At 74.4% G+C, this 20,929-nt stretch carries 12 protein-coding genes; 9 read left to right on the plus strand and 3 right to left on the minus strand.

Going from position 1 to position 20,929, the window contains the following annotated elements:
• The first annotated feature begins 245 nt into the window (after window positions 1–245).
• The 9 genes from ACWDVB_RS00565 to ACWDVB_RS00605 are packed head-to-tail and all read left to right on the plus strand — an operon-like array spanning window position 246 to window position 17,851.
• Window positions 246–1,577: a hypothetical protein gene (locus ACWDVB_RS00565; protein ID WP_451513334.1), complete on the plus strand. Its 1,332-nt coding sequence runs from the start codon at window positions 246–248 to the stop codon at window positions 1,575–1,577.
• Entirely contained in the window at window positions 1,574–8,044 is a 6,471-nt protein-coding gene (locus ACWDVB_RS00570) for a CHAT domain-containing protein (RefSeq protein WP_451611932.1), read from the plus strand. Before ACWDVB_RS00565 ends, ACWDVB_RS00570 begins: the two co-directional genes overlap by 4 nt.
• The gene (locus tag ACWDVB_RS00575) at window positions 8,041–8,400 is read left to right on the plus strand and encodes a hypothetical protein (RefSeq protein ID WP_451513337.1); all 360 of its coding nucleotides are present in this window, start codon (window positions 8,041–8,043) and stop codon (window positions 8,398–8,400) included. The genes ACWDVB_RS00570 and ACWDVB_RS00575 overlap by 4 nt, the downstream gene beginning before the upstream one ends.
• The gene (locus tag ACWDVB_RS00580; protein ID WP_451513338.1) at window positions 8,393–8,851 is read left to right on the plus strand and encodes a nucleotide exchange factor GrpE; all 459 of its coding nucleotides are present in this window, start codon (window positions 8,393–8,395) and stop codon (window positions 8,849–8,851) included. The genes ACWDVB_RS00575 and ACWDVB_RS00580 overlap by 8 nt, the downstream gene beginning before the upstream one ends.
• Complete coding sequence (locus ACWDVB_RS00585) at window positions 8,848–10,992, plus strand: Hsp70 family protein (RefSeq protein ID WP_451513339.1); 2,145 nt, start codon at window positions 8,848–8,850, stop codon at window positions 10,990–10,992. The genes ACWDVB_RS00580 and ACWDVB_RS00585 overlap by 4 nt, the downstream gene beginning before the upstream one ends.
• On the plus strand, window positions 10,989–12,974 hold the full coding sequence (locus ACWDVB_RS00590; RefSeq protein WP_451513340.1) for an Hsp70 family protein: 1,986 nt from the start codon (window positions 10,989–10,991) through the stop codon (window positions 12,972–12,974). Before ACWDVB_RS00585 ends, ACWDVB_RS00590 begins: the two co-directional genes overlap by 4 nt.
• A 51-nt stretch (window positions 12,975–13,025) precedes the next feature.
• Window positions 13,026–15,254, plus strand: a complete 2,229-nt coding sequence (locus ACWDVB_RS00595) for a hypothetical protein (RefSeq protein ID WP_451513341.1) — start codon at window positions 13,026–13,028, stop codon at window positions 15,252–15,254.
• Window positions 15,251–15,742, plus strand: a complete 492-nt coding sequence (locus ACWDVB_RS00600) for a hypothetical protein (RefSeq protein WP_451513342.1) — start codon at window positions 15,251–15,253, stop codon at window positions 15,740–15,742. Before ACWDVB_RS00595 ends, ACWDVB_RS00600 begins: the two co-directional genes overlap by 4 nt.
• 3 nt (window positions 15,743–15,745) lie before the next feature.
• Window positions 15,746–17,851, plus strand: coding sequence for a hypothetical protein (locus ACWDVB_RS00605; protein WP_451513343.1), 2,106 nt, complete (start codon window positions 15,746–15,748; stop codon window positions 17,849–17,851).
• Between the two features lie 36 nt (window positions 17,852–17,887).
• On the opposite strand, the gene ACWDVB_RS00610 is transcribed toward ACWDVB_RS00605, so the two are convergent.
• From ACWDVB_RS00610 to ACWDVB_RS00620, 3 genes are read right to left on the minus strand one after another with little or no spacing between them, the layout of a single operon-like run.
• The gene (locus tag ACWDVB_RS00610) at window positions 17,888–19,237 is read right to left on the minus strand and encodes a protein kinase domain-containing protein (RefSeq protein WP_451513344.1); all 1,350 of its coding nucleotides are present in this window, start codon (window positions 19,235–19,237) and stop codon (window positions 17,888–17,890) included.
• Between the two features lie 42 nt (window positions 19,238–19,279).
• Window positions 19,280–20,191 (minus strand): protein phosphatase 2C domain-containing protein, encoded by a 912-nt coding sequence (locus tag ACWDVB_RS00615; RefSeq protein WP_451513345.1) that lies wholly within the window; start codon window positions 20,189–20,191, stop codon window positions 19,280–19,282.
• Complete coding sequence (locus tag ACWDVB_RS00620; protein WP_451513518.1) at window positions 20,188–20,847, minus strand: vWA domain-containing protein; 660 nt, start codon at window positions 20,845–20,847, stop codon at window positions 20,188–20,190. Before ACWDVB_RS00620 ends, ACWDVB_RS00615 begins: the two co-directional genes overlap by 4 nt.
• Window positions 20,848–20,929 lie beyond the last annotated feature (82 nt).

The following is a 20,929-nucleotide window of genomic DNA, read 5'->3' on the forward strand; positions in this document are numbered from 1 at the left end:
AGACCAAGTCTCTCGGGCGCGGGCCCGAACCTTCCCGGTGCGAGGCCGAACATCCCCGGTGGGAGCAGGCCGGGGCCTTGGTGGGGGCGGCTCAGGGGCTTGACCGGGAGACGGGGGGTTTCGCTTCGCTGTATGGCGTCGTGCTTGTGCGTGGTAGTCGTCGGGTCGACGCCGTGGAGTTGCTCAGGGAGGCCGTTCGGCGCGATCCCGCCGATCACAGGGGCACCCACACATTGGCTTTGGCCTTGCTCAATTCTCCGGGGACGGGGCCTGGTTACGCGTGGGAGCCGTGCGTCGCCGCTTGGGCGGCCCTGTTGTACGACGCGGGGTTCTGGGAGCGGGCCCGGGCCGCCGCCGCCCGGCGGTACGGCATCGCCGTGGAGGCGGCGCTCGTGCCCGTCCTGCGGGCCGGTCTGCGCGAGGCGTTGGAGCGGCGCATGCCCGGTGACGACGCCGGTACACGCGTCGCACCGGGGCCGCTGCTCCAGCGTGAGGCCGACGCCGCGAAGCTGCTCGCCGCCGTCGGCGGTTTCCCGTCGGCTCAAGGCGGCGGCGTGCCCCTGTTCTGCGGGCCGCTGCGCATCGCGGAACTGGGGAGGTCGGCCGAGTTCGGCGCGTTCGCCGCGGTACGGGAGGCGAGGGCGCTTCAGGCCGATGCCCTGTCCCCGGCCGAGGCCACGTCCGCCACCGCCGGCGCCGCCCTCCCGACCCCCGGCACCTCATCGACGTACGCCTCCCTCACCTATGCCTTCTCCGAACTCGGCTTCGCCCAGCTGCTGCTGGGCCAGGGCAAGCCCGCCGACGCCCTCGCCGCGCTCTCCGAGCTGCGCTGCCCCGACTGCCGGGCGCGGGGCGGCGGGCCCGGAGCGGCGGCCGTATGCGAGCCGGAGTGCGCGCGCTTCGACGAGCTGAACCCCGGGTACGCCGGACTCGCGGACAAGCACCACAGGCTCTCCCTCGGCGCGCGGGGCCTGGCCCTGGAGGCGCGGCTCAGCATGGGCCGCGCCGAGATGACCGCCACCAGACCCGACTTCGTGGCGGCGGCAGCGTACTGGCGGCGCGCCCTGGTCCACAGCCGGGAGCTTGAGCGGTACCGCGAGACGCAGACCGCCATCGTCGACATGGCGCTCGGCGCGGCCCGCGACGCGCACCGCGCGGGCCGGGTGAACCGCGCGGTGTCCACACTGGAGGCGACCCGTTCGGTGATCGGTGCCAATGAACGGGGGCGCTTGGAGGGGCAGTTGGCGCGCGTACTGGCCGACCGCGGCGTCTCCGTCGCCAACGACGAAGACGCCCTGCTCGACGAGGCCGCCGCAGACCTGCGGCGCTCCGTCGCGTTCAACCCGCACCTGCTGCGGGCGCAGATCAGCCTCGGCATCGTGCTGCGCGGGCTCGCCGCGGCCCGCTATGGCTCGGGCAGTCTGTCCGGCGCGCGGGCCACCCTGCGCGAGGCCATCGACCAACTCGACGCCGCGCTCGCGCACTTCCCCGACGACCCCGACCTGGAGGAGCAGCGGGAAGCCGCGGTCGCCGATCTCGACCACGCCAGGTGGCAGCCCGACGAGAGCGAGCAGTGACGGCCGTGCTCGCGTACGAGGAACTGCGCATCCGGGTCCGCCGCGTCGGCGCCGACCGCTATCTCGTCACGGCCAACGGCCCGGCGTCCGCTGCCGAGGTCATCGCGGTCGACGGGGAGCCCGCGGTGCTCCGCAAGCAGTGGGAGCAGCTGGTCGCAGCGGAGCTGGGGCTGGCGCCGATGGGTGAGCGGCACACCGTGGCGCGGCTGCGGGAGCTGGGGCGCGGAGTATACGGCCTGCTGTTCGGCGGCGAGGGGAAGGCACCGGCGGACGGCGATACAGATACGGGTACGGATACGGGTACGGGTACGGATCACGCGGGCGGTGGCCTCGACGCCCGCGCCTGTAACCGCGTCGGCGACTGCGTTGCCGCCGCGCTCGACCGCGCCCAGCGGATGCGCCCGCCGCACGGGCTCCGTCTCCGCTTCGATCTGCCGCCCGAGCTGCGCGACCTCCCCCTGGAGTCGCTGTGCGCGCCACCCGGCAGCCCTCAGCAGGCCCTCGCGCTCAACCACGGCTACTCGCTTGCGCGTTCACTGCCGGGCGGGCCGCTGGGGCAGCGGCTGCCCGAACCCGCCGACGAGCCGAGCGTGATCCGGCTCCTGGTGGCCTGCGCGTCGCCCGGCGGTCTCACGCGGCTGCGGACCTCGGCGGAGGTGGCGGCGCTCCGTCACGGCCTGCCTGAAGTCGCCGTACAGACAACGGTGTTGGAGCGGGCCACGCGCGCGAGCCTGGAGGCGGCGGTCGGCGCGCACCCCGAACTCCCCACGGCGGTCGCACTGATAGCGCACGGGACGTACGACCATGAGCTGGGCAAGGGCGTGGTGGCCCTGGAGACGGAGGGCGGCGGCGTCGACCGGGTGCCGTCGGATCTGCTCAGCGGCATCCTGCTGAAGGCGCGGGGGCTGCGGCTGGTCGCGCTCAACCTCTGTTTCGGAGCGGACAGTTCGCACCTCGAACCGTTCTCCGGGCTCGCGCAGGCGCTGATCGGCGGGGGCGTGCCGGCGGTGGTGGCGATGCGGGGGCTGGTCAGCGACGAGTCGGCGGGGGCGTTCAGCCCCGAGCTTCTGAAGGGCATCGCGGCCAACAAGACCGTCGACGAGTCCATGGCCGCGGCGCGGCTGCGCATCTCCCACCAGCCGCAGCACACGGCGGTGGAGTGGGCGACGCCCACGCTGTTCCTGCACGAGGAGTGCAGGCAGGGCTGGTTGTTCAAGGCGCGTGAGGTGCGGGACGACGAGTTCGGCCCCGGGGCGGTGGCGGATCCGCTGCGGGAGGGCGCGGACGCGCTGCGGACGTTTCAGAGCCCCGTCGGCCATGTCGGCTCGGCCGTCCTGATCGGCGCGGCGCGCTTCCAGCGGGACCGCGGGCGCTGGGCGCAGGTCCAGCGGATCCTGCGCACGCCGACCCGGAGTTACGCCGACGAGCAGCGGCGGATGCGGGCCGAGGCCGCCTTCGAACTGGCCTGGCCCGAGGTGGAGCGGCTGTGCGCGCTGCTCGCCGGGGAGCGGGACGCGGTGGCCGCCGCGGCGCAGCTCGCGGTGGTCCGCGAGCAGTTGCCGGGGCCGGTGCCGGGCTGCCTCGCGGCGGAGGTGGCCGAGCTGGAGCGCGTGACCGCGCTGGTCGGGGCGGCGCGGGCCGCGTCGGCGTCGGCGGACTGGGTGACCGCCATCGCCCGCTACGAGGAGGTGCTCGCCGTGCGGCCCGGCGGGCTGCGGGACGTGGTGGAGCGGCTGGCGGCCGCGCGGGACGAGCTCCACGTGGTGCGCACCTGCGAGGCCGCCGAGCGGGCGCGGCAGGCGGGCGACTGGGCCACGGCCGCGCGCGGGTACGCCACCGTCCTCACGCTGCGCCCGGACCACGGGACGGCCACGGCGTGGGCGGCGTACGTGGGCGGGCGGGCCGCCGAGGAGAGCGAGGACTGGGGGGCGGCGCAGGCGGCGTACGAGGCGTGCGCGGGGCTGGGGGACGCGGCGGGACGGGCGGCGTACGCGCGGGGCCGGGCAGCGGCACGAGACGGCGACTGGCCAGCCGCGCGGGACGCCTTCGCCGAGGCGGGGCCCGATAGCGCGGGGCACGGCAAGGCTCGGCCCGATAACGCGGGGCACGGCAAGGCTCGGCCCGATAACGCGGGGCACGGCAAGGCTCGGCCCGATAACGCGGGGCACGGCAAGGCTCGGCCCGATAACGCGAGGCACGGGAGGGCTCGGCCCGATAACGCGAGGCACGGGAGGGCTCGGCCCGATAACGCGAGGCACGGTAAGGCGGAGCCCGGCAAGGCAGGGCCCAACCAGGCGGGGCCCGCCCAAGCAGGGCCCGACGAGGCAGGGCCGGGCAACGCGAGGCCCGACCAAGCGGGGCCTGACCAACCAGGGCCTGACAATGCGGGGCCCGACCAGGCGGAGCCCGACAAGGCGGGGCCCGACCAGGCGGAGCCCCACCAGGCAGGACCCGACCAGGCGGAGCCCCACCAGGCAGGACCCGACCAGGCGGAGCCCCACCAGGCAGGACCCGACCAGGCGGAGCCCCACCAGGCAGGACCCGACCAGGCGGAGCCCGGCCAAGTGGGGCCCGACCTCGGTGCGTGGTGTGCGTATGCGGGTGGGCGGGCGGCGGAGGTGGGCGGTGCGTGGGCCGAGGCGGTGGCGGGATATGCGGCGGCGGGCGGTTTTCTCGACAGCGGGGGGCGGCTGCTGTTCGCGCGGGGGCGTGGTGCGGCGGACGCCGGTCGCGTCGTCGAGGCGCTCACCGATCTGTCGGCGGCGGCCGCGCGGGGCCTGGAGACGGAGCCATGGCTCGGTGAGCTGCGCCACCGCGCGTACGAGGCCGCCCTCGCGGCGACGGAGTCCGCCGAATGGTCGGCCGCGCTCATCCACCTGGCCCCCCTGCCTGCCGACTACCGAGTCACGGGGGCGTTGCGACGCTACGTCGAAGGCCGGTCGGCGGTGGTCGGGGGTGACTGGGGAGCGGCGGCGGAGGCGTTCGGGGAGGTGGCCGACGCCGACCCCCAAGACGGCCTGCCCTCCGACGCGGCCCATCTGCGCGCGTACGCCCAGGGCCGTCTCTGCCAGGAGCGGGGGCTCTGGGCGCAAGCGCTGGCGCACTTCGCGGGGCTGCCGTCCGCGTTGACAGACGTACCGGACCGAGTGCTGTACTCGCGTGGGCGGGCCGCCGACGAGCGGGGCGAGTGGACCGGCGTCATCGACGGCTTCGGGAGGCTGCCGGACACGTACGCGGACGGAGAGGTTGGCGTTCGGCGTCTTTACGCACGTGCGCGCGTCGCCGCCGATCTGCGCGCCGACTGGACAGCCGTACTCAGCCTGCTCACCGGCGTCCCGGACGACGCCCGCGACGGCGCGGTGGCGGCCTTGCGCCGCAAGGCGGAGGGCCGCCAGGCGGAGGAGGCGGACGACTGGCCGAGGGCCTGCGAGATCTACGCCCGAGCGTTCCCCGGGGGCGTCCCGGACCCGCCATGTCCGCCAGGCCCGCCAGACCCACTGGACCCGCCATGCCCGCCAGGCCCGCCAGGCCCAGCAGGTCCGTCAATCCCGCCAGACCCGTCAGGCCTACTGGACCCGCCAGGTCCACTTGGGCCGCCAGAACCCCCCGGCCCACTAGACCCACCTGCTCCACCCGGGCCACCTGCTCCACCGGGGCCACCGGGGCCACCGGGGCCACCCGACCCCCCGAACTCAAGACCCCACCCCCCGAACGAAGCCGCCCACCTCTACCGCTACGCCCTCGCCCGTACCCACGAGCTGGCCGGGCAGTGGCACGATGCGCTGGGTGTCTACCAGGACCTGGACGGCAGTTGGGCCGATGTCGCCGCGCGTGAGCGCTACGCCCGGGTGCGGATCGCCGAAGAAGGCGCCGACGAGGGCGCCGAGGGGAGCGACGCCTGGCGGCGGGTCGTCCTGGCGTACGAGGAGTTGGAGCGGGCCGAAGCCCAGGGGGTGGACGCCGCCACGCGGGGGCGGTACGCGCGCGTGCGGCTCGCCGAGGCCGAGGGGGACTGGGCCTGTGCCGTCGCCGAGGCGGAGGCCCTCGGCGCGTACCGGGACGCGCCCGCCGTCGCCGCCTACGCGCGCGGGCGCCTCTCCGACGCGCACCAGGAGTGGCAGCGGGCCGCCGACGCGTTCCGGCGGTGCCCGGGGCACCGGGACGCCGACGCGCATCTCGCGTACGCCGAGGGGCGGTCGCTGGAGGCGGCGGGGAAGTGGAGCGCGGCCGTCACCGCGTACGAGCGGGCGCGCGGCGCCCTCGACCGGGCCGATGTGCGGTGCCGCAGGCTGCGGCGGCTCATCGGGCTGCTCCCCTGGGCGGACGGTCTCACCGGCGCTCCCCTGGTCGCCGACCCCTTCGCCGTGCGGGACCAGGCGTTCCCGTATCTCGCGCTGCGGGACGCGGGCGTCGACCCCGGTGCCTCCATGGACGTGGTGAAGAACGCCTCGTACGCGCTGCTTGAGCGCGGTTCCCTGTCGTGGCACGAGCGCGTCGCCCTGGAGCGGCTGCGCCTGCCGGGCCGGCGGCTGCGGCTCGACGCGCTGCTGTACCGCTGGCACTCCCCCGAAGCCCTGCGCGACGCTCTCGCCGGGCTGTCGCCCGATGAGGGGCCGGGGCTGCTGGACGCCCTGTGCGAGCGCTTCCCGCGTGACGCCCCCTTGTTGCTGCTCCTCGCGCGGGGCCGGGAGGCCGCCGCCACGGAGTGGGAGCGGCGCTTGAGGGAGGCGCCCGGTGACATGGCCGTGGTGCACGGGCTGGCCGCGGCCCGGCTGTGGCAGGCGCAGGAGCTGGAGCAGAGCGGCGCGTGGGAGCACGCGGTGAGCGCCTGGGAGTCGGCGCTCGCGTACTGGGCGACGCTGCTGAGCGACGACGGGTACTGGGACGGCTGGCGTGCCGAGCGGGCCGCTCGTTACGAACGCGATCTCACCCACGAGGACATGGCGTCGCTGCGCTGGGAGCTGAGCCAGCACCTCTTCGGCCAGTTGTCGGCGTACGAGCAGCGGCACACCGAGCAGGGACGGCCCGAACAGGCTGCGGCTTATCAGGGGTTGGCGGGGGTTTTGGAGTCCGAGTTGGGTGGCGCGCGGGTGCTGAAGGACGTGGGCGGTCTGCCGGCCGTGCCGGGCGCGGGGGCCACGCTCGCCTGCGGGCCGCGCTATCTGCGGCTGCTGGGCCTCCAGGCGCCCCTGGGTGATCTCGTGGCGAGCCTGGACGCGGCCGCCCAGCAGGGCAAGGACCCCGGCGAGTACGCGGTGCGCGAGCTGCGCTGGGCCTTCTCGGAGCTGGCGCGGAGCTTCGCCCTCTCGGAGGTGCGCAAGTTCGGGCACGCGCTGCGCGCCCTGCCCGTGCTGCGCACGCTGAGCACCCTGCCTGACGACTGCGCGGGCCCCGCGTCGGCCGCGGCCGGGCACACCGAAAGGTGCGGGCACTGCCAGGATTTCCTGCGGCGCAACCCCGCCTACGTGCGGCTGCCGCGCCGCCACGCCCGCCTCCTCCAGGACGGCGTCGAACTGGCCGTACACGTCCGGCTTGCGCTCGCGAGGGCCGCCTTGACGCGCGGCGACGGCGGGCTTGACGAGGCTCTCGAACACTGGCGGGAGCTGGTGCGGGTGTCCCGCGACGCGGGGATGCAGGCCCGCTCGAAGAAGGCCGTGATCCGCACCGTTCTGGGACGGGTGGAGGCGCTCACCGACGAGGACGGCGTCCAGCTCGGGCCCTGCCTGGACGAGGCCGTCACGCTCGTCGAGTCGGCCACCGCCGTACTGCATCCGCTCGACCGCGAGCTGCTCGGCCAACTGCACGCCAGACTGTCGGCGTTGCTGTCCATGCGGGGCGTGTGGCGCGGCTACACCCGCACCAAGCACGGCATGCGCTGCGACGTGTACGGGGCGGAGACCGACCTGCGCCGCGCCCTCGCCCTCAACCCGGAGTCGAGCCACGCCCGCGACAACCTCGCGCGGGCCCTCGTCTTCACCCTGGACGACCGGACGTACGAGGTGCCCGAGCGCCTGGAGCTGCTCCACGAGGCGCTGGACCTGCTGGACGTCGGCCTCGGCCAGGCCCTGACGCACCGCTACCGCGAGACGCTCGGCGAGGCCCTCGACGAGATGGAGAAGCTCCTCACCCGGCATATCGGCGTCGGCGGCATGGGTGATCTGATCCGCAGCGACGGTCAGGAGACCCCGCCCGACGACGATGACCTGCCGTCCTGGGCGGCGGAGTTGACGGACAAGGCGGAGCGCGCGCTGCGCCGCGGGGACACCCTGTGGGCGCTGCACCATCTGTTCCGCGCGACCCGCGCGGACCCCACCAACAGCCGGATCAGACGGGCCCTGCTCGACGCGGTGCGCCGCTGGCTCACCGAGCTGAGGCCCGAGCGGAACAACCCCGAGCAGAACAACCCCGAGGACAAAGCACCCGGGAACGCAGCACCCGAGAACGAAGCAGGAGGCAGTGTCGCGTGATCAAGGACCCCGACGCGAGCTGGGAGGGCCCCTTCCCCTACGACGCGCTCGCCCCGGCCGGTGTGACGCCCTGGACGACCCACGCCGACATGAGGGACGTCTCCTTCGAGCTGCTCGCCCGGCATCTGATGACGCCGGTCACCCAGCAGGCGTGGGACGAGCTGCGCGGCGTACGCCGCAGAATGCTCGTCGACCTGCTCCTGTACGACGTGGACCTCGACGCCGAACTCCCGCTGGCCCTCGCGGAGATCGACCGACAGCTCGCCGCCGTCACCGCACAGGAGACGCCACCGGACCCGCTTCTTCCGGAGGCCGCCGCGCGCCTCTTCGACGATCTGATCCGCTTTGATGTCTGAGCCGGCGCCGCAGCACGCGGGGGCGGCCGTCACGGCGCGCCTCGCCTATGAGCACGCCCGCGACCTGGCCGCCCGCGACGCCGCCCATCAGGCGCTCACCGAACGGCTGCTGCTGCGCTGTGCCGACGTACTCGACTCCTTCGACCGGCTCCTCGCGGACGGCGCGGCGAGCGATGTGGAGACGTACCGCGGAAGCCTGGCGCTGATCGCCGGACAGCTGGAGACCGCCCTGGCCGACGAGGGGCTCGAACGGGTGGGGCGGGTCGGTGAGCGCGCCGAACCGGCGACGCACCACGTGACGGAGGTGCGCGCCGCGCCGCCCGGGACCGCCGACGACGAGGTCCTTGAGATTCTGCGGCGCGGGTATCGATACCGGGGGCACGTGCTGCGCGCCGCCCGGGTGGTCGTCGCCGTGGACGGCGGCACGGAGCAAGGGACGGAACGGGAATGAAGGCCATCGGCATCGACCTCGGCACCACCAACAGCGCGGTCGCCGCCCACGACCCGCACCGCGCGGACATCGCGGTGCTCACCAACAGCAAGGGCGAGCGGCTCACCCCGTCGGTCGTCGGCGTCATGCACCGCGACGGCAAGGACCAGCCGCTGGTCGGCGAGGACGCGCTGAACTGGGCGACCAGACAGCCCAAGGAGACCATCGCCTCCGTGAAGCGCCTGATGGGGCGGGACTTCGCCGACGCCTCGGTGGCGCGGGCGCGCGACCGGATGAGCTACGAGATCGTCGCGGGCCCCGACGAGGACCCGCGGGCGCACGTGGTGCTCGGCGGCCGGGCCCGGACCCCCGCCGAGATCTCCAGCGTCATCCTGGACAAGCTGGTGCGGGACGCCTCACGCACGCTCGGCGAGCCGGTGACGCACGCCGTGATCACCGTGCCCGCCTACTTCCGTGACGCGCAGCGCGCCGCCACGCGCGAGGCCGCGGAGAAGGCGGGCCTGGTGGTGAAGAAGATCGTGGACGAGCCGACGGCCGCCGCGGTCGCCTTCGGCCTGCACAAGCCCGGCGGGGCGCGCAGCCGGGTCCTCGTCTACGACCTGGGCGGCGGCACGTTCGACATCTCCGTCCTGAACGCGGTCAAGGACCAGGAGGGCAGGAGCCAGTTCCAGGTGCTGCGCTCGGCCGGTGACATCTGGCTGGGCGGCGACGACTTCGACCTGACCGTCGTCGAGCACATCATCGGGTGGATGCGCGCGCAGCACCACGTGGACCCGGCCGGTGACAAGGCGTTCCTCTTCCAGGCGAAGAAGGCCGCCGAGCGCGCCAAGCGTGAGCTGAACGACATGGAGGAGACGTACATCGTCATCCCGGCGGCGTACCGGGGCCAGGACGGTGTGATCGACGTCGAGATGAAGCTGACGCGCGCCGAGTTCCACGCGATGATCGCGCCGCTGGTGGCCCGCACCATGGTGCTGGTCCAAGAGACCCTCGCGCGCTACGAACTGTCCACGGACGACATCTCCGATGTGCTCCTGGTGGGCGGCGGCACGCTGACGCGGCCCGTGTACGAGGCGGTCGAGGGGTTCTTCGGCACGGACAAGGTGCGCAGGAACATCAACCCGATGGAGTGCGTCGCCTTCGGCGCGGGCGTCCTCGCCGAGACGCTGCGCGGCGTGGAGTGCTCGGACGCGGCGTGCGCCAGGCTCAACGAGTACGGCGCGGACGCCTGCGCGGCCTGCGGCCGGAGCCTGGCCGACGGCCGCTCCAAGGGCGACACGGGTCTGTACGAGTCGACGCCCATGGCGATGGGCATCGCCGCGATCAAGGGCAGTCAGCGCGACGTGTTCGTCGAGATCATCGAGGCGGGCTCGCCGTACCCGCTCTCCGAGCCGCGCCGGCGCACGTTCCACGCGACGGACAGCCGCCGCATCCGGGTGCCGGTGTACGAGGGCCACAGCAAGGTGGCGAGCGAGAACCACGAGCAGGGCGTGGTGGAGTTCGAGCTGCCGCAGGAGATCGAGGTCAACCGCCAGGTGGACGTCTCCTTCAACTACTCGGCGGACCGCATCATCACGGTGAGGATCAGCGTGCGCGGCACGGACATGGTCCTGGAGGCCACGCCCAACCGGGAGAAGCCGCGCACCCCGCCGCCCGAGCCGGTGGAGGAGCTGGTGGACAGCGCGGTCCTGCGCGAGCAGCTGGCCCTCGCCGAGCGGGAGGCCGACCACTTCCTGAAGCGGTACGGGCCCTACATCGAGCCGGTGCAGGCGATGAAGGTGCGCCGCGACATCGAGCAGGCGCAGCGGGCGGTCGCGATGGGCGACAGCGGCGAGTACAAGCGCCTCACCGAGCTGCTGCTCGACGACATGTACCGCCAGTGCGGTCTTGCGAGCCAGTTCCGGCAGGCCGAACTGGCCTCGGAGGGCGCGCCGCGCGAGACGGTCCGGCAGATCAACGAAGCGGTCGAGTACGTCAAACAGGCCCACCGGCAGGGCAACCGCGTACAGACCGCCCAGCAGGCACGCAACCTCGTCAACCTGGTCGCGGTCGCCCAGTCCGAGCGCGCCGTGCCGACCCTCCCCGACAAGCCGGACTACGAGGGCATCCTGCGGTTCGCCGAAGAGACGGCCGGCGGATGACGCGGGCGCGCCAGGACGGCCGCCGCTCCGCGCCGGGGGCGACGGCCGGGGCGGCCCCCGTCAGTCTCGGGGTCGACTTCGGCGCCACGGGGCTGCGGGCGCTCTTCGCGCTGCCGGACCGGCCGGCGCGGCGGCTGGACGCGGGCGCGAAGGACGGGCCGCGGGAAGGGCCGTTGCTGCTGTGCGAGCCCGCAGAGACGGGCGAGCTGCCGGTGACCTTCCCCAGCCTCAAGAGCCGGCTCGGCAGCGGACGTCCGGTGCGGGTGGGGGGCGAGGCGTGCGACGCGGACCCGCTCGTGGTGCGCCTGCTGCGGTCCCTGCGCGAGCGCGTGGAGGCGGCGGCGCCGGGGCGGGTGGCGCAGACCGTGATCAGTGTGCCCGCACGGTTCGGCTCGGCGCAGCGGGCGGCGCTGCGGGACGCGGCGCGCGAGGCGGGCCTTGAGCCGGCGCGGCTCGTCAGCGACTCCATGGCGGCGGTGATCGGCCATATGACGGAGCGGGACAGCGGCACGTGCCTGGTCTACGGCATGGGGTACGAGGGGTTCGAACTGGGCCTGATCCGCAGTGTGCGCGGCCACTTCCGCTCCCTCGGCTACGAGGGCGGTACGACGTCCGGGGGTCGCGCCTTCGACGCGGAGATGCTGTCCTCGGCGGTCCGGCTGCTGCGCAGGCACCGCGGTCCGGGCTCGGTCACCGGGCTCGACGCGGCCGTGTGGCAGGAGCTTCGCGCGCGCGGGCAGGAGGCGCGGGAGACGCTCGGGGCGCGGGGCGGCCCGGAGGAGGCGGTACTGGACCTGGAACTCGGCGCGGGGCCCCCGCTGTGGGTGCGGATCGCCCGTCCCGACCTCGACGCCTACCTGGACCGGCATGCGCGGCGCACCCTCGACCGGGCGGGGGCGCTGCTCGACCAGTCCGGGATGCGGTCGGCGGACGTCGACACGCTGCTCCTTGTGGGCGGCAGCACGCGTATGGAACAGGTGCGTTCGCGGGTCGCCCGGCTCGGTGAGCGGAGCGTGCAGGCGCCGCCCGAGCTGCTGGCGCTCGGCGCGCTGAAACACGCGGTGCGGCTCGCGGGCGGCGCCGCGTCCTCGGGCCCCTCCGCCCTGGAGGAGGGCCCGCTGGAACCGGCGGCGCCCACGCAGGACACGCTCGCGGACGCGCCGCCGCTCACGGCGACGTTGGTGGACCCTCGGGTCGTACGGGAATCGGGTGCGGTACGAGGTGCGGGTCGCCCGGGAGAAGCCGTACGTGATGACGTACGAGATGCCGTACGTGATGACGTACGTGATCCACGGGAGGCCGCTGCCCCGCGCGAGGCGCCACCCGATGACCACGGCGGGCACGGCGGCGTCCGTGACGTGGAGGGGGCGCGGCTGCTTGTCCGCCAGGGGCGGCCGGGAGAGGCTGCCGCCCTGCTGCGCGAGATCATCGCTCAGGCCCAGGAGCTGCTCGACGACCTGGCCCGCCCCGCGCCCCGCCCCGCCCCCACACCGCCCGCCCCGGCGACCCCACCGGAGCCCGCGCCCGCCCCGTCCCTCGACTACGCCTCGCAGCGCCAACTGGCGCGCGCGCAGGCACTGTTGTCCCTCGGCCGGTACGACCACGCCGTGCAGGCCGCGCACATCGCCTGGCAGGACGCGGCGACCAGGCCGGCCGGCGCGGACATGCTGGACGCGATGATCGACGTGCACTGCGCGGCCGCGATGGCCGACATGTCGCCGGAGCACTTCGCCGACGCCGATCGGTGGCTCAACTGCGCGTACAACCACGATCCGACGAACGTACGGGTGCGCGGGCTGCTCGCCGAGCGCACCTACCGCCACGCGGTGGAACTGGACCGGCGCGGGGAGCGGGATGAGGCCATTGAGGCCCTGGGGAAGTGTCTGACGTGGGACCCTGAACACGCCGACGCCGAGACGCTGTTGCGGCGGATCGGCCGTGACGGCAGGAACCGGCGTGGCAGGGGTGACGCCCTCGGCTAGAGCCCTGTGAGCCATGTCTCAAGCCACCCCGCAAGTCAGGGAGGAACCCGCTTGACGCCCGCAGAACTGCTCGACAAAACCTTGATCATCAAGGAGTTGCGGCGGCTTGCGGCCCTGTCCGCGCTCGCGCCGCGCTCGGCCGAACTGAGCGTGCTCCACAAGGACTTGGGCGGCATGTCGCAGCTCGACCGGTGGGCGGAGGTCGACCTCGTCCGGACGTACGTACGCCCGGAGAGCGTACGTACGCCGCCCGAACAGTCGTCGGGGCGCCGCGACCGCCTCCTGGAGGCGGCCCTCGGGGTGCTCGTCTTCATCCCGCTGCTGATCACCTGGTTCGGCCTGCGGGAGGCCGTGCGCGCGTACGGGGAGCTGGCCGAGGAGGAACCCAAGCAGGCGACGCGCCCCTTCCTCCAGCTGTGGCAGTCGGGCTTCGGCGGGCATCTTTCGTCGCTCGGGCGGTTCGAGAACGTGGCGCTGATGGCCGTACTCCTCATCGCCCTGCTCGTGGCGGTGTCGGTGTGGCACGCGCGCGTGAGGGTGCGCGCGGAGCGGGACGACGCGGCGCAGGAGGCGGACAGGGAGCGGCTGCTCGCCGAGCTGGCATCGGTACTGACCCGTACGCAGATGGTGCTGGCGCCGCATCGCAGCGCGACCCCGCAGCAGTTCACGGCGGAGCTGACGAAGGCCGCCAAGGAGATGGGCGACCTCGCGACGAAGGCGGAGCAGAGCCACAAGGCGCTCAGCGGTGCCACGACGTCCGTGGGCCGGGCCACCGACGCGCTGAAGAACGCGGCGCTGTCCCTGACGAAGGAGGTGCCGAAGCTCGGCGACGCGGCGGACCGCATCGACACCACCCTGCGCGACGGCGCGGCGGCGACCGCCAAGGCGGGCCGGGACAACACGCTCGCGGCGCGCGGGATCGCCGACCACGTCAAGGCGGCGGGCGACACGGTCGAGGCCTCCCTGAAGGCGCTGGTCGCCGCGCAGCAGTCGCTCGTCACCAAGTCCGAGTCGGTGGCGAAGGCGACGGAACTGGCCTCACAGGCCCTGGTGTCGAGCACCGGCCGCACGGTCGACGCGGTGGCCGGCATGCGGGAGGCCACGGAGCGCTGGGACGCGGCGGCGGCCCACTGGCAGGACGCAGCGGCCCGCCTCGACGCCCGCATGGACACACTGGCCTCCGCCCTGCCTTCCCTGCCGCTACCGCTGCCACTGGAGGGCGGCACGCCGCCCGGCGCGTCGTACGGCGCGCTGGGCGGCGGCACGCATGGCGCGGGCGCGGGGCCGCCGGCGTTCAGTGGCGGGGCGTACGCGGCGAGTGGCGGCGGCGCGGACGGCGGGACGTACGGCAGCGCGGACGGCTGGGCGCATGGCACGGGCGGCGCGACGACGTACGGCTCCGACGGCGGGGCGTACGCGGCGAGTGGCGGCGGGGCGCATAGCGCGGACGGCGGGGCGTACGCGGCGGACGGCGGCGCGGATGGCCGGTCGTACGGTTCCGGCAGCGCCGCATATGCGGCGAACGGCGACGCGGGCGGCGGGTCGTACGGCTCCGACGGTGGAGCACACGGTGCGAACGGCGGCTCGTACGGCGTGAGCGGGAGCCCGAGCGGAGCACACGGGGACGTGGCCGGATCGTACGGCGGCAGCTCAGCCCAGCCGTACGGCAGCAGTCCGGGCCAGACATACGGCAACGGCTCGGCCCAACCGTCCGCTGACAGCTCGGGCCATACATACGGCGGCACCTCAGACGGAACGCCCGCCGACAGCTCAGCTCAGCTGTACGGCGGCAGCTCGCCGCAGACGCCCGGCGCCGGCCCAACCCAGCCCTACGGCAGCAGCTCAGCCCGCGCGACCGGCGGCAACTCGCCCGGGGCACCTGAGGCGGCCAGCTCAGCCCAGGCCTACGGCGCCAGCCCAGCCCAGCCGTACGGCGGCGCCTCAGCCCAGACGCCTGACGCCAGCCCAGCCCAACCGACCGCTCACAGCCCGGGACGGCCATACGGCGGCACCTCAGCCCAGACGCCCGGCGGCAGCTCCGGGCAGGCGTTCGGTGGTGGAGTGGGCCCGTCGTATGGGGGCAGCGTGGGTGGGTCCCGGCGTGACATGGCGCGCGGTGATGTGGGGCCCGGCGGTCTGGCCGCTGACGGCACGCCCGTGCCCGACCCGGGGTGGCCCGTTGAGCCGGTCATGGATTCTCCGCCGGATCCTTCGTTCGATGATCCTTGGACGACCCGGCTGCCCCCGCCCTCCGCCCCGCGCGACGGAGGCGTCGCGTGAGTCGAGGGCGGGTGGCGCGCCGGCGTGGCCGGCGGCTCGGGGTGGTCGTGCTCGCGGGGTGGCTCTTCGCCGATCTGCTGCTCGTGCTCGCGCTCGTGTCGATGGCCGACCGCCCTGACCCGCAGGCCGACGACCGTCGGAAGCCCTCGCCGTCGAGGGGCGGTACGCCGTCGCCGACCCCGACCGGGCCCCGCTCGGTGGACCGCAACCCGGAGGAGTTCCGGGTGTCCGGCGGGGACAAGGGCGCCCTCGTCTCGCAGATCTCGAAGGGCACCCGGAAGTGGCCGGGCCGCACGGCCGCGCTCGTGCTGACCTTCGGCGGCGGCCCGAACGGCACCGTCTACGCCCACCGCGTCAACGCGCTGCTCGGCAAGGGCCGTCCGGAGATGTTCACCAAGAAGACGGCGACGGACGACTTCCACAACCTCGGGAAGAGCCCGGAGACCGCCGTGGTCCGGGTCTACTTCTACACGGCGCCGGGCGGCTGAGACATGGCGGTCCTGCGCCCCGGCGAGCACCCGAGGGCGAGCGGCGGCAGCGCGCCGCTGCCCGCCCTGCCCCGCTGCCCCGGCATGCGGGGGTACGTCGCGCTGCGCGAGGCCATGCGGAAGTCGGGCTTCCGGCATGCGGCGGACGTGCTGCGGGCCCCGTCGCCCGCGCCCGCGACGGACGCCCTCTTCGGCACGCTGCCGAGGGCCGACACGGACGACGGCTTCCGGGTCCTCGACGGCCTCTGGTTCCCCGGCCGGGGCGGCATCTGGCGGCGCGTCGACCGGCCGTACGTCCAGGAGGCGAGCGCCCGGTGGCGGACCTCCGGGGAGCCACGGGCCCACGAGGCCGCGGCCCTGGTGGACGTACTGGAGACCGTCCTGCTCGACGACGCGATGGGCCTGCGACGCATCGTCCTGTGGGAGATCTGCTGCCTCCTCACGGACGACGGCGGCACCCCGGGAGCCGCCGAGGCCGTCGCCCTCGGCGTGCACCGCGGCGAGGCGGGACAGCTCGCCGCCGCGGTGGCCGCCGGATTCCCCGGACCGGGGCCCGCCCGGCACGCCGCCGAGATCCTCAACGACGTATGGCCGGGGGTGCGGCTGCGCGAGGCGGAGCGGATCGTGGCGCGGCTGCCGCGCGGCTCCGTCCACCCGGACGGGCCGGACGACCACCGGCTGACCGCGCTCGTCGACGCCGTCCGCGCGCGAGCGGCGCAAGTGGAGCGGCTCGCCGCCGACGGCGCTAGGTCGGAGGCCACCGGCGCGCTGCGCGCCGCCGCCACCGCCTGGCTCGGCGCGCTCCGCCTGGCCAGGGACGACCCGAACGCCCAGACGGGGCTGCTGCGCGCGGCCGCGCTCCTCGCCGACGACCCCTTCGCCCCGGCGGAGGCCGAGGTGAGCGCCGTGACCGACGAGCGGACCGTACGGCTGTCCTGGTGCGCGCCGCCGCGCCGCGCGGCCGGTGTCACGTACCGCGTCCTGCGCTTCCCCGACGGCGCGCCGGACCTGGCGGTCGAGACGGCGGCGGGCGAGCCGGGGCCGTGGAGCGCCGACGCCGACGCCCCGGTGGGCCGCCCCCTGCGGTACGCCGTGTTCCCGCTGCGCCGCGACCGCATCGCCGGGGTGCCGCGCGTCACCGGACCTGTGCTGCTCACCCCCGTCGTGACGGAGCTGCGTGCCGCCGTCGTACCGGGCGGTGTCCGGCTGCGCTGGCGGCCCGACGCCGCGGCCGCCGAGGTGCGGGTGACGCGCTCGGGCACGGGTGACGACACCGACGGCTGGGGCGGGGCGTCGCTGGTTCGGGTGGACTGCGAGCACGACCGGCTGCTCGACGTGCCGCTCGCCCCGGGGACGTACACCTATGAGGTGCGCTGCGGCTACCGCGATCCGGACGGCGACCTCGTGTGGTCCCGTGGCGTCACCGTCACCACGCGCGCCGAGCAGTGGCCCTCGCCGGTGGAGGAGCTCACCGTGCGGCGGCACGCGGACGGCGGGCGCGTGACCATCGCCTGGCGGCCGCCCGCGATCGGTGACGGACTGCTCCTGCCGTGGACGGCGGGGCCCGTCCCGCCGGGCACGGACGTGTCGGACCTCGTGGGCGCGGTGGACCGCATCCCGGCGACGTCGGTCGGCGCCCAGTCGTGCGCCGAGCTGGCACCGCGGCCCGAGCAGCGCGTCCGTGTGACGGCGGTGAGCGTGCTCGGCGAGCGGGCCGTGTCCGGACCGAGTGTCGTCATCGAGCACCCGGCGGCCATAGGGGACTTGGCGGTGCGTCGGCTGAGGCCCGGCCGTGCCGAGGTGCGCTTCGAGTGGCCGGAGCCGGCGGTTCTGGTGCGCGTGGCGTGGAGCGACGGGGTGCGGGACGGTGAGCGGCGCGTGGCACGCAGCGCGCTGCTGGCCGGGCGGGTGGAGATCCCTGTCTCCGCCGAGCGGTGCACGGTCACCGCGGTGCCGCTGCCCCGCCCCGACGCCGTGGCCATCGACACGCCCCCGGCCCGCGCGGTCCTGCCGGCGGCGCCTCCGCCGCCATCGCCACCGCCTCCGCCGCCGCTCCCGCCGCCCCGGTGGTGGGCGTGGTGGCGGCGCCGGCGGCGTCCACGGCCATGAGGGGTGAGGGGGCCGGGGCGTGAGGCGGTCCGGGGGCTACTCCTTGACCACGGCCTCCGTGCCGCCCCCGAACTCGATGAGCAGCCCCGGCCGCAGCGCGATCGTCCTGCCCGGGTCCACGTCCCGCACGGTGCCGTCGTCCTTGCGCGCCGTCCACACGGACTTCGTACGGTTGGTGAGGCCGAACCGCCCGCGCTGCTGCGGGTGTTCGGTGACCTCGCCGACCACGGCGGTGAAGTCGTGGCGCTCGGGGTCGTCGCGCAGGTGGTGGGCGTAGACGCGGGCGCTCGGGGCGAGCCGGATGCCCCGCCGGGTGCGCAAGGTGCCGGTGCCGGTGACCAGTTCGAGGCGGGGCGGCAGGGTCAGCGTGGTGCGGCACTTCCAGCACTCGGGGGGCGCGCCGTCCGGCTGGGTGAGGTTCTGCTTGCCGCAGGTGCCGCACTGCGTGATGGCGTCGAGGACCTGGCTGAGCGCCTCGCGCCACTGTGACTCGCGTACCCGCAGGGACGGGTTGTGCAGGCCGTCCGTGAAGGTGCGGACGAACAGGTCGCGCAGGATCTGGGGCAGCGCGTTCCAGCCGGCGACGACGGTCGGCTGCTCGCTGGGCACCGGGCGGTTGCGGGTGTTCCGGGGGTCGTACACGAAGACGGGGTCCGTGCCGTACAGCTTGCGTTTGGCCGCCATGTCGAGGCAGCGGATGTTGAACTCCAGAGCCCCGTTGAACGGGTGATCGTTCATCAGCAGGTAGAAGAGGAGCACGGCGAGCGAGTGCAGGTCGCTCTGGGTGCCGGGCAGGGTGCCCTTGTCGCCGCGCACCAGCTCTGGCGCCATGAAGTCCATGGTGCCCGCGACGCCCGCCTCGGCGCCCTCCACGACGGCGTTGTCGTTGTCGCAGACCAGTACGTCGCCGGTGCGCGGGTCGAAGAAGATGTTGCCCCAGTTGATGTCGCGGTAGGCGATGCCCCGGGAGTGCAGGGCGCGGTACGCCTCGACGGTGTGCAGCGCCACGGTCACCAGGGTGCGCATCGTCGCGGCGGACACCGAGGGGTCACGGCGGAAGAGGGCGGGCAGGTCGCAGAAGCGGGCGGGACGTACGTCCATGAGGTAGCCGAAGCCGGGCTGCTTGCCCTCGGGGTCCATCACGATGGAGCGCGGCCACAGGAACCGGTCGTCGTCCCAGCCCTTGGCGATGAGCCCTTCGAGGATCTCCCGCTGGCGGGCGTCGGCCAGCTGGGGGTAGTACCACTTGACCGCGCGGTCGCCGCTGGGCGTCTTGACGCGGTAGACCTCGCCCTGGCCGCCGGAGCCGAAGAGTTCGGCGACCTTGAGCTTCTCCCCCGACTCGGCCACCAGGGTCTTTCCGGCGGCGAGCATGCCGTTCACCATTGTGTTCCTCTCTGCCTTTCTGCTCTTGTGATGCCTTGGCTCTTACGGTTCGTCGCCGCGCCGTGGGCCCGCCGCGACGGCGCCCACGAGTGTCGTGTCGTCCCCGGAGAACGCGGCGGCCCGCGTCAGCCAGTCCGGCAGCTGGTTCTGGACCGCCGCCACGCCCTGCTCGGCGGCGCGGTCGCCGACTCCGGTGGCGAAGTCCAGGAACCCCTGGTGGTCGGCGAAGCTCTTGGAGAGCCCGTCGGTGGAGAGCAGCACGCAGGGCGGGGCGCCGCCCGTAAAGGGCTGCCAGTGCGTGCGGGTCTTGCGCCAGGGCTCGGACTCGCAGAGCGAGTCGGTCTCGTCGCCCATGTCGGGTCCGGTGGAGAGGGGGGTGTGCGGGGTGCCCGCGTCGTCGACGAGCACGATGTCGCCGTCGCCCAACTGCCAACAGGACAGCATGTGTTCGGTGAGCACCGCGCCTATGAGGGTGCTGCCGTACGCGCCGAGGTCCGGGGGTTCCTTGCGGTCGCGCTCCGTCGCCGCGTGCCACGCCGTCACCGGACGGGCGCCGTGCGCGGGCGAGTTGCGGTCGTGCAGCAGGGCCCGCTCGTGCCAGCGGTGGCCGACCTGCCGCGGTAGGCGGCGCGCCTCTTCGCGCAGTGCGGTCCAGGCCGCCGCGTCACCGCCGACGCGGACCACTTCGTACGCGAAGGTCCTGGCGCACGCCGTGAACTCCTCGACCGCCCAGAGCGCCCCGAGATCGCTGCGGAAGTGGGCGGCGCTGCCGTGCCCGTCGGCGACGGCGAGGACGATCGCGCGGCCCCCGGCGACGGGCAGGGCGGCGCCGCGGTCCTGGCTGTACTTCTTCGCCACTCCCTTGACCGCGCCGCTGAGCAGCTCCCAGGGCGCGGCGGCCGTCCGGTGGCCCGACACCGGATCCGGTCCGGTCGCTGTCTGCGGTCCGCTCACCAGATGTCGTCTTCGCCCTTGGTCATCGACGGGACGTCGATCGGCGTCGCGGGCTTCGCGCCGTCGTCGACCTTCGGGGTGGAGGCGTCCTTGACGACCGCGGTGGACATCCAGCGGATGGCGGCGGCGAGCTGGCGGGGGTTCTTCGCCTGGAGCGGCTCCAGCTCGGGGTTGCCGAGGAACTCCTTGAGCATGCTCTTGTCGGCGTCGTCACCGATGGCGACCGCGACGCGCACGGCCCGCTTGCCCCACGGGGTGCCGTCGATGGCGCGCAGCCCGGCGCGCCAGTCGTCGGTGGGCTGCCCGTCGGAGGCGAGCGCGAGCACCGGCGGCAGGGCGCGCTGCGGCATCGGCGGGGTCTGGAGCGCGCCGGCCGCCAGTTTGAACGCGGCGCCCATGTCCGTGCCGCCGTAGATGTGCACGTCCTCCCAGGAGAACCGGTCGACCGGTGTCGGGTCGCTGACGTGCCAGCTCGCCCCGCTGGCGAAGGTGATGGCCCGCACCAGCAGGGAGGCGGCGGGGTTGGACTGGGCGGCCTGCTGCATCTCGGGGATGGCCTCGCGGATGGCGAAGTTCAGCTCGCCGATCTTGCCGTTGACGCCCATGGAGCCCGAGCAGTCGAGCATCCAGATGAAGTGCACGGGGCGGCTGGCCATACTGCCGCCGGGGAAGTTGTCGACGACGACGGTGTCGGTGGTGTCGCTCACTCTGGTCCTTTCCTGTGGTGCGGTGGTGCGG

This window comes from Streptomyces sp. NPDC003379, from assembly GCF_053589195.1.

Coding starts and splice junctions, on each gene's coding strand:
- ACWDVB_RS00585 (WP_451513339.1), top strand. CDS start 8,848: ATGAAGGCCATCGGCATCGACCTCGGCACCACCAACAGCGCGGTCGCC.
- ACWDVB_RS00590 (WP_451513340.1), top strand. CDS start 10,989: ATGACGCGGGCGCGCCAGGACGGCCGCCGCTCCGCGCCGGGGGCGACG.
- ACWDVB_RS00605 (WP_451513343.1), top strand. CDS start 15,746: ATGGCGGTCCTGCGCCCCGGCGAGCACCCGAGGGCGAGCGGCGGCAGC.
- ACWDVB_RS00620 (WP_451513518.1), bottom strand. CDS start 20,847: ATGGCCAGCCGCCCCGTGCACTTCATCTGGATGCTCGACTGCTCGGGC.
- ACWDVB_RS00610 (WP_451513344.1), bottom strand. CDS start 19,237: ATGGTGAACGGCATGCTCGCCGCCGGAAAGACCCTGGTGGCCGAGTCG.
- ACWDVB_RS00580 (WP_451513338.1), top strand. CDS start 8,393: ATGTCTGAGCCGGCGCCGCAGCACGCGGGGGCGGCCGTCACGGCGCGC.